Origin of the sequence: Legionella parisiensis, from assembly GCF_001467945.1 — a bacterium.
GTDB classification, from domain to species: Bacteria; Pseudomonadota; Gammaproteobacteria; order Legionellales; family Legionellaceae; genus Legionella; species Legionella parisiensis.
The window spans coordinates 455,738-471,410 of sequence record NZ_LNYQ01000012.1 but is presented as its reverse complement, the minus strand read 5'-3'; the positions used below and the strand labels follow the sequence as shown (position 1 = coordinate 471,410).

Here is a 15,673-nt window from a genome sequence, read left to right as displayed (position 1 = left end):
AATAATAAAAAGGAGTTTGCAAATGAGCTACATTGTTCAACATTATATTGGTGGCCAATTAATCAATGAAAACACGACAAGCCACGCTATTTATAACCCCGCTCTGGGAGAAGTAGTCGGCCAAGTTCATTTTGCATCCAGATCACTTTGTGATAAAGCTGTTGCCACTGCTAAAGAAGCAGGGATAGGATGGGCACAAACCCCAGCAATTAAAAGAGCACGAATCCTTTTTAAGTACCGCGATTTATTAGAAAAAAACCAGATGGATCTCGCACGCATCATCACCCGCGAACATGGTAAGACTTTGGATGATGCCAAAGGTTCTGTAGCACGTGCTATTGAAGTAGTGGAATTACATTGCGGCCTGGTCAATCAACTTCAAGGAGATTTTTCCGCTGACGTAACCAATGGAATAGATTGTCATACTTTAAGGCAACCAATAGGTGTGTGTGCAGGTGTTTCTCCTTTTAATTTCCCAGTTATGGTTCCTGTATGGATGATGATTCCAGCGATTGCTTGCGGCAACACTTTTATCTTGAAGCCCTCGGAACAAGATCCCTCCGCCCCTGTCCGTTTGTTGGAATTATTAAGTGACGCAGGGCTTCCAGATGGCGTTGCCAACTGCCTGCATGGTGATAAAGCGACAGTAGACCAGCTACTCGCTCATCCAGACATTGCTGCCTTTACTGCTGTTGCTTCTACACCTGTTGCCCAACACATTTATGCTACTGCAACCTCTTATGGAAAGCGCGCGCATACATTTGGCGGGGCGAAAAACCATTGTGTCGTAATGCCTGATGCGGATCTCGATCAAGCTGCTGCTGCGATTGTAGGAGCAGCTTATGGTTCTGCAGGCGAACGATGCATGGCTATTTCTGTCGTAGTTACTGTAGGTGAGCATACTGCGGATGCCTTAATTGCAAAAATGACACCGCAAATCAAAGCAACCCGTATCAATGCAGGGGATGCACCCGATACCGATATGGGGCCATTGATTAGCGGACCGCATCGAGAAAAAGTCTTGGCCGCCGTAGATAAGGGAGTAAGTGAAGGAGCAAAATTAATCATTGATGGCAGAACATTTAAACATTCCGAACATCCACAGGGCTTCTTCATGGGACCATGTTTGTTTGATCATGTTCATGAAGATATGTCTATTTATCAAAATGAAATTTTTGGCCCGGTTCTGGTGATTGTTCGTGTCAATCATTTTGATGAAGCCCTTGATTTAGTCAATAGAAATCAATACGGCAATGGAACTGCAATTTTCACCCGTGATGGATTTAGTGCTCGTGAGTACAGCCAGCGCGTACAAGTTGGCATGGTGGGGATCAACATTCCTATTCCCGTGCCTGTTGCCAATCATCCCTTTGGCGGTTGGAAACATTCTTCTTTTGGTGACACCAACATGCATGGACAAGAAAGCATCAACTTCTATACCCGCCGCAAAACTGTTACCAGTAAATGGCCTGTGAGTGAAATCAACGAAAGTGCTTTTATTATGCCGACGCATGGTTAAAACAAATAGAAATTAATGTAGCCCGGGCGCAGGCATAACCCGGGGTTACAGCTCCGCCTTCACCCGGGCTACATTTCTACATAACACGGAGAATTCAATGGCAAAAATAGGATTTGTGGGACTCGGGCATATGGGCTTACCCATGGCCATTAATCTTGTTAAAGCAGGACATCAGGTTACCGGATATGACCTGCAGCAAGCTGCTTTACAGCATTTTTCCCAAGCAGGTGGCCTGATCGCGCAAAACGCATATGAAATTGCCAAAGAGAAAGATGTATTGATCACGATGCTGCAAAATGGACAACAAGCATTGAACGTTTGCCATGGCAACAATGGATTGTTTCAAACAGCAAAACAAGGCGCTTTATATATTGATTGCTCCACCATAGACGTCAACAGTTCACGTGAACTTCATAATCTGGCAAAACAACACCAGCTACAAGTCGTTGATGCTCCGGTATCTGGCGGCGTAGCCGGAGCAGGAGCAGCCACATTAACGTTCATGGTTGGTGGAGAAGAAGACGCGTTTCATACTGCGAAACCTATCCTGGAAGCTATGGGACAAAAGATAATTCACACTGGCGGCGCAGGAAGTGGGCAGGCAGCAAAAATATGTAATAACATGATTCTAGGAATCTCCATGATTGCCGTTTCGGAAGCCTTTATTCTCGCCGAACAACTGCAATTGTCCCCAAAAAAACTCTTTGAAGTGGTAAGCAATGCATCAGGGCAATGCTGGGCGATGACCAAATATGCACCCGTTGCCGGAGTTTTAGAAAATGTTCCTGCTAACAACGATTTCAAACCTGGATTTGCGGCAGCAATGATGCTGAAGGATTTGTTGCTCAGTCAGGACTCAGCACACTCAGTCAATGTAAATACTCCATTAGGTGCTAAAGCAACGGCTATTTATCAGCATTTTATTGACCAAGGTATGGGTGATTCCGATTTCTCCGCAATTATTAAACTGATTTCCCAAGGCAAAGAGGTATAATATGCATGCTCATTTACTCAATCCCCAATTAACACCAACGGAAGACTCCATAGCCGAATTTTGGTCTGAAGTGGCGCAACAAACCATAGATTGGCTGCAACCCTGGGATACCGTGCTCTCTGGGGGATTAAAACACGGTGATGTAACCTGGTTTAAAGGTGGAAAATTGAATGTCAGCATGAACTGTTTAGACAGGCATTTACCACAAAAAGCGAATCAGCCAGCAATTATTTGGGAAGGAGATGAACCAACCCAAGAAAAAATCCTGACCTTTGCAGAGTTACATGCTGAAGTATGTCGCATGAGTAATGTGCTCAAACATTTAAAGGTAAAAAAAGGGGATAAAGTAGCCATCTATTTGCCTATGATCCCTGAAGCAGCAATTGCCATGCTGGCTTGTACGCGTATTGGTGCAGTACATACGGTCATCTTTGCCGGTTTCTCTGCCCACGCATTAAGACAACGGATACTCGCCGCAGAATGTACCTGCCTTATCACCGCAAACCATTTCAGTCGAGGCGGTAAAATAATTGCTTTAAAGAAACAAGTTGATGAAGCATGCCATGATTTACCCTTGCAAAGGCTGCTCATAAAAACGAGCGATGATTCAGCTGCCTTTGATAAAAATAAAGATTATTGGTGGCATGAGCTTAAAGATAAAGTAAGTACACACTGCGATCCTGAACCCATGGATGCAGAAGATCCACTATTCATATTGTACACCTCTGGAAGTACTGGCCAACCTAAAGGGGTAGTCCATACAACTGGAGGATATCTGGTACAAACAGCGTACACACACGAATTAATTTTTAATTGCCGACAAGGTGAAGTATTTTGGTGTACAGCAGATATAGGATGGGTAACCGGGCATAGCTATGTGGTTTATGGCCCGCTTTGCAATGGAATTACAACCTTGATGTATCAAGGAATTCCCACCTGGCCTGATTCATCCAGAGATTGGCAAATCATTGATAAGCATCACGTGAATGTATTTTATACTGCACCCACAGGGATACGTGCCTTAATGCGTGCCGGCGATGAATGGTTAGCGTCCAGTTCTCGAAGTTCCTTGCGACTATTGGGCTCGGTGGGGGAACCCATTAATCCTGAAGCATGGCAATGGTATTATCAAAAAGTAGGGCAAAACAGATGTCAAATAGTAGATACCTGGTGGCAAACTGAAACCGGGTCGATAATGATTAGTCCCAGAGCTGATGATCCGATTACAAAACCAGGATCAGCACGTCAACCAGTTCCAGGAATCATTCCTGTATTACTCAATGAACACGGCCATGAAATAGCAGGTGCTGGTGAAGGATTTTTAGCGATTAAATATCCTTGGCCATCTATGGCCAGAACCATTGCGGGTGATCACCAACGTTATTGCATGACGTATTTGCACCATGGCTATTACATAACGGGAGACGGTGCAAAACGAGATGAAGACGGTGATTATTGGATTACAGGAAGAGTAGATGATGTGATTAATGTATCAGGACATCGCTTAGGTACCGCAGAAATTGAAAGTGCGCTGGTAAGCCACACTGCTGTTGCGGAAGCAGCTGTAGTAGGTATCCCCCATGATCTTAAAGGCCAGGGCATTTACGCCTATGTCATTTTAAAACAGGACTTCACTGCTGATGCCGCATTGAAAGAGCAGTTAATCCAACAGGTCAATAAAGAAATAGGACCTATTGCAAAACCCGATGTCATTCATTTTGCACATGATTTACCTAAAACACGCTCAGGTAAAATTATGCGGCGCATTTTGCGTAAAATTGCATGCAAAGAAATCCAGGGTCTGGATGAGCTGGGGGATATATCCACTTTGGCAAATCCGCAAATTGTTGAGAAATTGTGGGAGGAATCGAAGCAACCCTAACCTATTCATTTCTTTAGTACATGCAGCCTGGGTGAAGGCACACGCAGCCGTAGCCAAAGGGCTCAGTAAAGTAAACCTGGGTGGTGGCTGACGCCTCACCCTGGCGATATTTCGTGCGCCCAAAAATTCTCAATTTTTGACCAAATTGTCAATTAAATGCAAAATATGTATTGCTTTATAAGCGAAAAACAATTAAAATTGGTGACGTTTTAGCTATAGGTCAGATCCCCTAAAATGCAAGAAGCCCCGGATTGTTTTGATTTTTCTCAGCTGTCCTTGGAGGAAATAGCCAAATTACTCCAACGTTTTAGCGTGCGCCTAACTCCCGATGAAGCCCTTACCATACAAAATTCCTTATTAAAGCGACCACCAACTTATGCGGAATGTATTTTATGGTCCATCCAGGGCTCCGAACATTGTTCTTATAAAAGTAGTCGCAAACACCTTAACCAATTTAACACGAAAGCACCCCACGTCATTCTCGGGCCTAAAGAGGATGCGGGAATTGTTGCTGTAGCTACTGATAAACAAAACAGGCGTTATGGCATCGTGGTGAGTCATGAATCACATAACCACCCCTCGCAGCTCGTGCCCTTCGAAGGTGCAGCAACAGGAGTTGGTGGAAATGTACGTGACGTCTGTTGCATGGGCGCAGAAGTCATAGCCGTTGCCGACAGTTTGCGCTTTGGCGATATTACTCGCCCCAAAACAAAATGGATACATCAAGGAGTAGTTCAAGGAATCGCAGGTTACGCAAACCCCCTTGGCATCCCCAATTTAGGCGGTGATACTTATTATGATGAAGCCTATAATGAAAACTGTCTGGTCACTGTAGTCACTTTAGGTGTCGTCAGAGAAGACCACATTATTCATTCTTATGCGCCAGCCGATGCAGAAGGCTATCAATTTATATTAGTTGGCAAACCTACAGACAACAGCGGTTTTGGCGGCGCAGCTTTTGCTTCAGCAACGCTGAGTGAAGAACAACAAGAGCAAAATAAAGGAGCGGTGCAAGAACCCAATGCTTTTTTACAACGCCATATCCTTAAAGCCAATTATGCCATGTTTGAATTCCTGCGCGAAAAAGATCTAATCGATCGAGTTGGCTTCAAAGACCTGGGCGCAGGAGGAATTGCTTGTGCCAGCGTTGAATTGGCGGAAGCCAGTGGCTATGGGGCAGAAATCAATCTTGATCTGGTGCCAACCAGCATGGACAATTTATTGCCCGCTGTCATCTTATGTTCTGAGACCCAGGAACGCTTCATGTGGGTTGTTCCCAAAGATCTGGTCGATACCTTCCTAAAACATTACAATGATCGTTTTGCGCTTCCAGAAATCTGTGATGGTGCACAGGCAACTGTTGTCGGGCAAATCAGAAACGATGGCTTATATGTGGTGAAGGCCCAGGGCAAAGAAATTGTTTCCGCACGCGCAGAAGACATTACTAAAGGGATTCTTTATGATCGCCCATTCAGTTCGAAACAAAGCTCTTACAGTGAACCAGAACACGTTTCAGTAAGTGATTTCAATGCAGAATTACTCAGTTTACTTGCACATGAAAACATTGCTTCACGTGCCCCTATTTATGAAAGTTATGACAAACAGGTCCAAGGCCGTTCATTCATTGAACCAGGATGGGCCGATGCTGGAGTAATTACTCCATTTAATGAGGATAAATATCCGGAAGAAATTCGACGCACTGCTGTTGCCCTATCTGTCGATCATAATCCGCGTTATAACAAAATTGACGCGTATTGGGGTGCAGTCAATGCCGTTGTTGAATCGGTACGTAACATCATTGCAGCAGGCGCATGGCCTCTCGCCCTAACAGACTGCCTGTGTTTTGGTAATCCTGAAAATACCGAACAAATGGGTGAGTTTGTTGATTCCGTACGCGGCATAGTCGATGCATGTGATGCAGTAAAAATGTTTACCGATCGTAATGTAAGCCTGCCTATTATTTCAGGTAACGTGTCTCTTTATAATGAATCGGCTCAAGGTGCAATCCCACCGAGCCCCATCATCAGTTGCATTGGCGCGGTCAGCGATTACTCCAAAACAGTAACTTATGATTTCAAAAAAACGCATTCAGTGCTGTTAATGATTGGCGAACGCAAAGATGAATGCGGCGGTAGTGTGTATTACCAACTACACAATCAGCTGGGCAGTCAATTACCCAAACCACAACTTGCTGCGTTCGCGGATGAAATTAATGCGGTACATGCTGCCATGCAAGCAGGCCTGGTTTTGTCAGCACATGATATTTCTGAAGGCGGTGTTGCTGTTGCCCTAGCGGAAATGAGTTTTAAAAATGAAATTGGGGTGAATGTTTTTATTCCTGGTGATTTAGCCAATGATAAGAAACTGTTTTCGGAAAGCGGCGGATTTATTCTCGAAGTCTCTCCGGAAAAAATAAGTACGCTGGAACAGATATTTAATAAATATTCTGTGCCGTTTCAAGCTATAGGTGAAACGACAGCAACTCCAAACCTGGTAATCAATTCGGTTATCAATCTATCAATCAGTGCAGCCAAAACTGCCTGGAAAAATGGTTTAGTTGAGAGGCTCATATAATGTCAATTATTGATTATAAAGCTGCAGGTGTAGACATTGAAGCAGGTAATGAAGCAGTTCGTAGTATAAAAAAAGCGGTAGAAAGTACTTTTTCACCGCGAGTACTTACTGGAATTGGCAGTTTTGGTGCCATGTATGATCTTAAAAACCTGCTGCAAGATTATGAGCATCCAGTTCTTGTACAAAGCATCGATGGTGTTGGGACCAAAATGATGGTCGCCAAAATGATGCAAAAATTTGATACCATTGGCATTGATTTAGTAAGCGCCACCACCAACGACATTATTGTTTTGGGAGCGAAACCGCTTACCCTGCTCGATTATATTGCTAACGATAAATTAAAACCGGCAATCATCGAACAGATCATTAATGGCATGGTAAAAGCCTGCACAGAAAACCACATTTCTTTAGTGGGTGGTGAAACGGCTGAAATGCCAGGCACCTATCTGCCAGGCGAGCTGGATTTGGTCGGCGTCATTACCGGGGTCGTAGAAAAAAATAAAGCGATTGAAGGAAAAGAGATATGTGAAGGCGATCTCGTAGTCACCTTTCCTTCAAGTGGTTTGCACACCAATGGTTATTCACTCGCAAGAAAGTTACTCTTTGATGTTGCCGGCTATAAAGTTGAATCACAATTTCAAGATTTTTCCAACAGCATTGGTGAGGAACTGTTAACACCGCATCTGAATTACACCAGACCTGTTTTAAGTCTTTTGGAAAAAAACATTCCCATTAAAGGCATGGCGCACATAACTGGGGGCGGCTTATTGGAAAACATTCCACGTATTTTGCCCAAAAATTGTTCTGTGGAAATCCATAAAAAACAAATCCCCGAACTGCCCATATTTAACTTATTACGCAAGTTGGGACACCTGGATGACGACCACATGTATCGTACGTTTAATATGGGTGCAGGTTTAGTACTGTTTATAGCACCAGAAACACTCGCTGCTGTTCGTGAAGTACTCCGCGATTTTCCTACTTTCCCTCTTTATGAAATTGGACAGGTCGTAAGAGGAGAGCAAAAGGTGACGCTGTTATGATACGTATTGGCTTAATTCAATTTCCAGGATCCAATTGTGAGCGCGAAACAGCGCTTGCTGTAAAACGTGTTGGCATGGAGCCTGTAGAGTTCTTGTGGAATGAATCCTTAGAGAAATTACGTAACCTGGATGGTTATATTCTTATCGGGGGCTTTTCCTATGAAGATCGTTCCCGCGCAGGAATTATTGCTGCACTTGATCCGGTAATTCAAGAAATCAAAGCACAAAGCGAAAAAGGAAAACCCGTAGTGGGAATCTGTAATGGCGCGCAAATACTCGTTGAATCCGGTTTAGTACCAGGTTTCAATCAGAATGATATCAGCATGTCACTCACAGAAAATAAGCGTATTGCCAATGGCAAAATAGTAGGAACAGGTTTTTATAATTCCTGGGTACATATACGCTTGGCAGAAAATCATCAGCATAATGCGTTTACCCGCCATCTTCAAACCACAGATTTAATTCATCTTCCTATTGCCCATGCGCAAGGACGATTTGTTATGCCGGATTCTTTATTAAAAGAAATCGAAAAACACGGCTTAAATTTATTTCAATATTGTGATGCCCAAGGAAATGTCATTGATAATTTCCCCATTAATCCCAATGGATCTGCAGGTAACATTGCTGCAATCACCAATCAAGCTGGGAACGTCATAGCCATGATGCCTCATCCTGAGCGTACGATAAATGGCGACCCTATTTTTGCGTCCATGCGTGATTACATAAAAGAACATCAATATAGCCCGGGCCAAGACGTATCCGTAACCCAAAAAAGTAAGCAAGTTACGAATCACACCCCAAGAAATTTCAGCAAAACCCCAAGCAGCCATATCTGCCTTGTCAAACTAATTATCACCGATAATCAAGCTTTGACCGTACAAAAAACGTTAAGGCGCTTAGGTTTTCCAGTAATGGTAAATCGATTTGAGCATTGGGAAGTTGAATGTGATTCTGCAGAACAGTTTGCCCAACTCAAAAATACTGGACTTTTGTATTCCGATCGGAAAGAGCGCGAAGTATCTGCAAGCGAGCTTGGGTCGCAAAATACTTTAGCTTATCTGGTGCGCGCAAAAGAAGACTTGAAAGGACAACAAACCTTACAAACGCTTAATACCCATTATGCAGTGCAAGAAATAAATAAAATAAGACATGGTGTCTTATGGCAGTTTACCAGCGATGAAACCAATGTCACTGCGTTAATCGACCCTATTTTATTAACTCACATTATCGGGAATCCTTATGCTCATGAATGCTACCGCTACGACCACTCGTTATAACAATGAAATTCGCGAAGCTTTGGCTTTTTGTCTAGATCAAACGAATTTACCTGTAGGAAAAAAATATCAAGGAAAAGTAAGAGATTCGTATGATCTTGGTGATGCCATCATGCTCATTACTACAGACAGACTAACAGCTTTTGACAGACATCTCGCACTCATTCCCTATAAAGGCGCGGTACTTAATTTAACTAGTGCCTGGTGGTTTGAGCAAACCAAAAGCCTTATACCTAACCACATTATTGCAGTTCCCGACCCCAATGTCGTTATTGCAAAAAAATGTACTGTTTTTCCGATTGAGTTTGTAGTCAGAGGTTATATCAGTGGCACAACCAGTACTTCTTTATGGACACAATATCAAAGTGGGGTACGTAACTATTGTGGAATCACCTTTCCTGAAGGATTAAGTAAAAATCAAAAATTAGAACAACCTGTTTTAACTCCGACAACCAAAGAAAAAATTCACGACCGCCCAATTACTCCAGCGGAAATTGTTTCTGAACGATGGATGACTGAAGAAGATTGGCTAGAGGCCAGTGCTTTAGCTCTTAAACTCTACGAACGTGGCGCTGAAATGGCTAAAAATCATGGTTTGATTTTAGTAGATACTAAATATGAATTTGGCCGCGATGCGCAAGGGAACATTATTGTTGTTGACGAAATTCACACTCCTGACTCCAGTCGTTATTGGTTGGCTAACAGCTATCAGGAACGTATTGCAGCCGGACTAGAACCAGAAAATATTGATAAAGAATTTTTACGCTTATGGTTTGCAAAAAATTCAGATCCTTATCACGATGAGCAACTTCCACAAGCACCACAAGAATTAATTGAAGAACTCTCATCACGTTATATTCAATTGTATGAACGAATCACAGGTAACAAGTTCAATTTTGCAGAACACAAAGAACCTGCCGAGCAACGAATCATGCGTCATATTGCAAATTACTTGGGGTAACATAACCAATGTGTGGGATAGTAGGTATTTACAGTCATGAACCAGTTGCCTCAGAATTATATGAGAGCCTAATTCACTTGCAGCATCGAGGACAAGATGCTGCTGGTGTCCTGACCTGTGATCAGCGTTTCTATACGCAACATGGATTAGGTTTGGTACGTGAAATTTTTACTCCTGAGAATGTTTCCGCGTTGCAGGGAAACATAGGTATTGGCCATGTACGTTATCCTACTGCAGGCGGCTATACTGCAACAGATGTGCAACCCTTATGGATAGGCAGCCCACGAGGTATTGCACTTGCCCATAATGGCAATCTGTCCAATTACCAAGAACTGGCTGATGACATTCGTTTAAAACAACACCGTCATCTTAATTCTACGCTTGATTCTGAAGCCCTATTACTCATGCTGGCGGATAACCTGGCCAGCAATGCGCCCAGTAACGAGGAAAATAATGACCATTTTTTTGAATTGCTGACTCAAGCAGTCACGCACATTTTTGAACGAATTGATGGGGCTTATTCCATTGTTTCCGTAATTATTGGCAAGGGGCTTGTTGCATTCCGTGATCCTCATGGTATTCGCCCTTTAGTATGGGGAACGCGCGAGAATCCAGATGGAACCGTAGACACTATTTTCGCATCAGAAACTACCCCTTTTTATGCATTAGGTTTTGAACCAAGGGGAGATATCTTACCTGGTGAAGTAGCCTATGTGGATCTTACCGGGACATTACACCGTCGAGTTCTGAAAAACGAAGAATTTAGACCCTGTGTGTTTGAGTATGTTTATTTTGCCCGTCCGGATGCAACGCTCAATAACGTAAGCGTTTACCGGGCACGTCTACGTATGGGGCAAAATCTTGCCCTTCAGTGGAAGAAAAAACACCCTGATCTCATCCCGGATGTTGTAATTCCAGCTCCTTTCACTGCAAATACAGCAGCTTTATCTTTTGCCCATGAGTTAGGCATCAGATATTCTGAGGGCTTGTATAAGAATCCTTTTATAGGCCGTACGTTTATCATGCCCAATCAAAAGGCAAGAAGCCGGAATATCCGTTATAAACTAACGCCACAACGAACCGAAATTAAAAATAAAACCGTGATGATTGTCGACGACAGCATCGTTCGGGGAACAACCTCCCGGGAAATAGTCAAAATGGTAAGGGAGTCTGGTGCCAAAAACATTTATTTTGCGTCCACATCTCCACCACTTAAAAATCCTTGTTTTAGTGGGATTGATATTCCCTCCCGTAAAGAACTCATTGCTGCCAATCAAAATGAAGATGAAATTGCCGCCTATCTTGGTGTTGATGTTTTACTCTATCAGTCTCATGAAGATTTGATTGAAGCAGTAACCCGTCGTGGGGAGCATCAAATCAAAAAGCCTTGTATGGCGTGTATGGATGGCGATTATTTTTGTAAAAAACTAACTGCAGAAAAGATGAAACAGCTCGAGCTGCAGCGAGAAAGCAGCAGACTGAGCACCCCCGCAAAGAAAGAGGACATCATTGAATGAACATTCTTGTTATCGGTTCTGGCGCACGTGAACATGCACTTATCAAAGCATTACACCGTTCCCCACAAAATGCTTCCTTGTTTTGTTATGGCACAGCAATCAACCCAGGAATCCATAAGTTAACGGCTCAATATCATGCAGGCGATATTACCAATTGCGCGGCAGTAGTGTCCATGGCAAAGATCTGGGGGATTGAACTGGCAATTATCGGCCCAGAAGCACCGCTTGAGAAAGGAATGGCTGATGCATTATGGCAAGCAGGAATTCCAACGATTGGCCCGAAAAAAGAATTGGCGCAAATAGAAACCTCTAAAGAATTTGCGCGCGATCTCATGCAAAAATATCACATTGCCGGTTTACCGCGTTATCAAAAATTCGCAGCGCTGAATCACGTTGAAGCATTTCTTAATCAGCTCGGCGAAGGCAATTACGTGATTAAAGCAAATGGATTGATGGGAGGCAAGGGAGTAAAAGTTGCAGGAGAACATCTGCACTCAATTAACGAAGCCTTAAGTTTTTGTCAGGAAATTCTCGATAAAAAACAGACGATTCTTATTGAAGAAAAACTAATCGGGCAGGAATTTTCCTTCATGTGTTTCGCTGACGGCAAAAAATTGATTCCTATGCCTTTAGTACAAGATCACAAACGCGCTTATAACGGAGATAAAGGGCCTAATACCGGTGGTATGGGTAGTTATTCAGACACCGATCATCGTTTGCCTTTCCTAACTGCAAATGAGGTACAAGAAGCTCTGGCAATTAACAATGCAGTCTTTCAGGCTTTGTCTGCCGAATGCGGTGAACCTTATATTGGCATTTTATATGGCAGTTTTATTGCCACCAAAAACGGAGTTTATGTCATCGAATTCAATGCCCGCTTTGGTGATCCGGAAGCGTTAAACGTGTTATCCATTCTGGAATCCGATTTTGTTGCCCTATGCCAGGCCATGGTTAACAACAACCTTAGCGAAGCTCACGTCACCTTCTCGAAGAAAGCTACTGTTTGTAAGTATACTGTTCCTGAAGGTTATCCTGATGCACCAAAGAAAAATTTTGCTGTTGATTTCTCAAAGGTAGTTTGCCAAGACCATTTATATCTTTCTTCGGTAAATCAGATCGATCAGCAAATTATTGCTGAGGGTTCGCGCACCGCCGCCTATGTCGGCATTGCCGATTCAATTTTTGCTGCAGAAATGAACGCTGAGGATGAAATTTCCTTAATCGAAGGCCCATTATTTCATCGTCAGGATATAGGCACAAAAAAATTAATTCAGCAGCGCATTGATCACATGCAAAGGATACGCACCTCATGATTCGCATTGCCGTCCTCGGCTCAACTCGAGGAACTAATCTTAATACCCTTGTCGCGGCAATGCAGCAACAGCATTTAACTGCGTCCATAGAGCTGGTCTTAAGCAATAAAGCAGACGCGCTCATTCTGGAAAAGGCAGCGCGTTTTGGCATTAAACCCATGTTCGTTAATCCGCAAGGCTTAAGCCGCGTCGATTTTGATCATGAGCTATCCAAAATACTCAAGCTCCATCAAATAGAGCTTATTGTATTAATTGGTTATATGCGCATCTTATCGTCCGAATTTGTCGACAGCTGGGAAAATAAAATAATCAATATTCACCCGTCTTTATTGCCTGCTTATGCAGGGTTAATGAATCTCGATGTACACCAGGCAGTTATAGCCGCTGAGGAGGTTGAAACAGGATGCACCGTACATTTTGTTACCGCACAAGTAGATGCTGGCCCGATTATTTTGCAAAAAAAATGTCCTGTTTTACCAGATGATACTCCAGAAATTCTGAAAACCAGAGTACAAGAATTGGAAGGTCCTGCTTTGGTTGAAGCAATAAACATGATTGCAACAACTGATAGAACCCGGGTTCACTGCTATTAACTTAAGAAAAAGATGTCGTTTCCGTCTTCGCGGGAATGACAAAAATCCTGAAGTCAATGCGGTGAGATTTTGAAATATAAACAGTCCGGGGTCTGCTGAAATTCGCTAGCCAAGATAGTACAATTGTCTGCAGATCCTAATAATTAACGAGGGAATTATGTCTAATATACTTGTATCAATACTTATGGGTTCAAAGTCTGATTGGGCCATCATGGAAGAAGCCAGCCTGACTCTGGAAAAATTTAGCATCCCCCATGAGGTACGTGCATTATCTGCACATCGTACTCCAGACGCTTTGTTTGACTATCTTAAATCTGCCGAACAACGCGGGGTAGAAATTTTTATTGCTGCCGCAGGCGGCGCAGCTCATTTGCCTGGTGTTGTTGCTGCCAAAACCATCATCCCTGTTTTAGGTGTCCCTATGCCTTCATCGACATTTACCGATGGTCTTGATGCACTTTTATCCATCGTGCAAATGCCTGCAGGAATTCCAGTCGGTACTCTCGCTGTGGGTAAAGCCGGCGCAATCAATGCGGCTATTTTAGCGGCCACAATCTTGGGAAATAAGTATCCCGAATATCGTGATGCAATTAAAAAATATCGCGCCGCTCAAGCGGAAAAAGTATTGGAAAATGCAAAAATTAAGGGATAACTGGTATAGTGCACGGCGAATATTAGAGAAAGTTATTTTACCAATGCTTGCCGGTGAAGGCATACAACCACATCCTGGCAAAAAAAATTCTTTCTGCTGAGGATTCCGTTAAAAAATGAATCATGTTGCCGCCTTTCCATTGGAGAGCGGCTGCACTCTACATGCCTTTGGGTTTCATAATTTCGTCTTGTTTCTCAAGCTCTTCAATAGCAAGAGAGGCCACTCCTAACACCGTTTTAATTGCTTGTTTTTGATGAGGGTCCAAGTCTACTGTCTTAATGTATTTTTTATAAAATTCTTTTTCTTTCGCTTTAAATTGATCTAATTTATTTTGATCAGGAGAGGTTACTACTGAAAAGTCCACATTATTTCTTCTAACATCGTAAATAACATCATAAAAAGTATTTAATAAATCGTCATATTCTTTATTTAACTCTTTAGGTAATACCATACGATCAACATAAAAAGGATTGCATTCCACGTTAAATTTCAATCCTTCACGAGTAATGCGCATGGGAATTGCCGATAGATGAACGCCACTTACAGTCAACTCCCGCTCATAACCATAATTTTGTGCCTCACCAGTAGAATCAGTGACCGCTATATCATCTTCATAATCCTGAGTTACCTGTTGACTGGATGGGATATTATTTCTATCAAGTACATATACAGCATGCGTTTTCTTGGGAAGATAGTTTGCAAATGAAATACCTACGCCTAATTTCATTGAAGTGGATATTCCACTTACATCCCCCTTGCGATGCTGCTTCGCCACTTGGCGAGTTGCCCCAACATCGATTTCTCTAGAACCTTCTTTATAGACAATCAAAGGCTTGCTACCGGCTAAACCATGTACGGCTTGATTTATTTTATCGTGCTCTTCTTTGACGCTCATGCCCCTAAATAGAAATCCTTGATAGAACGCATTCATTAAAAAATCTAATACATTAAATTCGTCGGCAACAATTTTGTCTCCTCGCACAGTACTTGTGTTAAAAGAATGGGTATGTATCAAATATTTTTCTTGTTTCTTGTGCCGATAAAAATTTCTATTTTCGTCATGGCGCGTCCAAAGAGCTCTTGATGAAGTTCGAGTATGACTCTGTTGCGTATGCTGCTTGGTGCTATGCTTACCGCCCGATTTTAAAAACATGATTACATCTCCAGCACAACTCTATGATCAAATTGTAGGATAATATTTCTTTTGATTCAAAATATCCACATATTGATTATTTTAATGCACGAAGCTGTTTGGATTTTAGGTAACTTCTCCTCATCCTGAGGAGAAAGAAAGATCTCTTGCAAGAGGCTCAACTTAAAAAGTCATGAAGGTAATCAACAAATAACTCTA

General features: G+C 42.7%; 12 protein-coding genes. 11 read left to right on the top strand and 1 reads right to left on the bottom strand.

Annotated features, from left to right (window positions below; genetic code table 11):
- Nucleotides 1-22: 22 nt before the first annotated feature.
- The 11 genes from Lpar_RS04740 to purE all read left to right on the top strand — a co-directional run bounded on the left by Lpar_RS04740 (nt 23) and on the right by purE (nt 14,322).
- On the top strand, nt 23-1,519 hold the full coding sequence (locus tag Lpar_RS04740; RefSeq protein WP_058516835.1) for a CoA-acylating methylmalonate-semialdehyde dehydrogenase: 1,497 nt from the start codon (nt 23-25) through the stop codon (nt 1,517-1,519).
- A 97-nt stretch (nt 1,520-1,616) separates the two neighbouring features.
- Nucleotides 1,617-2,513, top strand: a complete 897-nt coding sequence (mmsB, locus tag Lpar_RS04735) for a 3-hydroxyisobutyrate dehydrogenase (protein ID WP_058516834.1) — start codon at nt 1,617-1,619, stop codon at nt 2,511-2,513.
- Nucleotide 2,514: 1 nt separating this feature from the next.
- Nucleotides 2,515-4,395, top strand: a complete 1,881-nt coding sequence (gene acs / locus Lpar_RS04730) for an acetate--CoA ligase (protein ID WP_058516833.1) — start codon at nt 2,515-2,517, stop codon at nt 4,393-4,395.
- Nucleotides 4,396-4,629: 234 nt separating this feature from the next.
- A complete protein-coding gene (gene purL, locus Lpar_RS04725; protein WP_058516832.1) occupies nt 4,630-6,969 on the top strand; it encodes a phosphoribosylformylglycinamidine synthase subunit PurL in 2,340 nt (779 codons plus the stop codon).
- The gene (gene purM, locus Lpar_RS04720) at nt 6,969-8,012 is read left to right on the top strand and encodes a phosphoribosylformylglycinamidine cyclo-ligase (RefSeq protein WP_058516831.1); all 1,044 of its coding nucleotides are present in this window, start codon (nt 6,969-6,971) and stop codon (nt 8,010-8,012) included. The genes purL and purM overlap by 1 nt, the downstream gene beginning before the upstream one ends.
- On the top strand, nt 8,009-9,289 hold the full coding sequence (purQ, locus tag Lpar_RS04715; RefSeq protein ID WP_058516830.1) for a phosphoribosylformylglycinamidine synthase I: 1,281 nt from the start codon (nt 8,009-8,011) through the stop codon (nt 9,287-9,289). The genes purM and purQ overlap by 4 nt, the downstream gene beginning before the upstream one ends.
- On the top strand, nt 9,252-10,247 hold the full coding sequence (locus tag Lpar_RS04710) for a phosphoribosylaminoimidazolesuccinocarboxamide synthase (protein ID WP_058516829.1): 996 nt from the start codon (nt 9,252-9,254) through the stop codon (nt 10,245-10,247). Before purQ ends, Lpar_RS04710 begins: the two co-directional genes overlap by 38 nt.
- 8 nt (nt 10,248-10,255) lie before the next feature.
- Complete coding sequence (gene purF, locus Lpar_RS04705) at nt 10,256-11,764, top strand: amidophosphoribosyltransferase (protein WP_058516828.1); 1,509 nt, start codon at nt 10,256-10,258, stop codon at nt 11,762-11,764.
- Entirely contained in the window at nt 11,761-13,077 is a 1,317-nt protein-coding gene (gene purD / locus Lpar_RS04700) for a phosphoribosylamine--glycine ligase (protein ID WP_058516827.1), read from the top strand. The genes purF and purD overlap by 4 nt, the downstream gene beginning before the upstream one ends.
- Nucleotides 13,074-13,670, top strand: coding sequence for a phosphoribosylglycinamide formyltransferase (gene purN, locus Lpar_RS04695; RefSeq protein WP_058516826.1), 597 nt, complete (start codon nt 13,074-13,076; stop codon nt 13,668-13,670). The genes purD and purN overlap by 4 nt, the downstream gene beginning before the upstream one ends.
- Before the next feature lie 157 nt (nt 13,671-13,827).
- Nucleotides 13,828-14,322, top strand: coding sequence for a 5-(carboxyamino)imidazole ribonucleotide mutase (gene purE / locus Lpar_RS04690; protein WP_058516825.1), 495 nt, complete (start codon nt 13,828-13,830; stop codon nt 14,320-14,322).
- A 157-nt stretch (nt 14,323-14,479) separates the two neighbouring features.
- Here the strand turns inward: purE and Lpar_RS04685 are convergent, their stop codons facing one another.
- Nucleotides 14,480-15,475 carry a hypothetical protein gene (locus Lpar_RS04685; protein ID WP_172465781.1) on the bottom strand — a complete coding sequence of 332 codons (996 nt, stop codon included), beginning with the start codon at nt 15,473-15,475 and terminating at the stop codon, nt 14,480-14,482.
- Between the last annotated feature and the right edge of the window lie 198 nt (nt 15,476-15,673).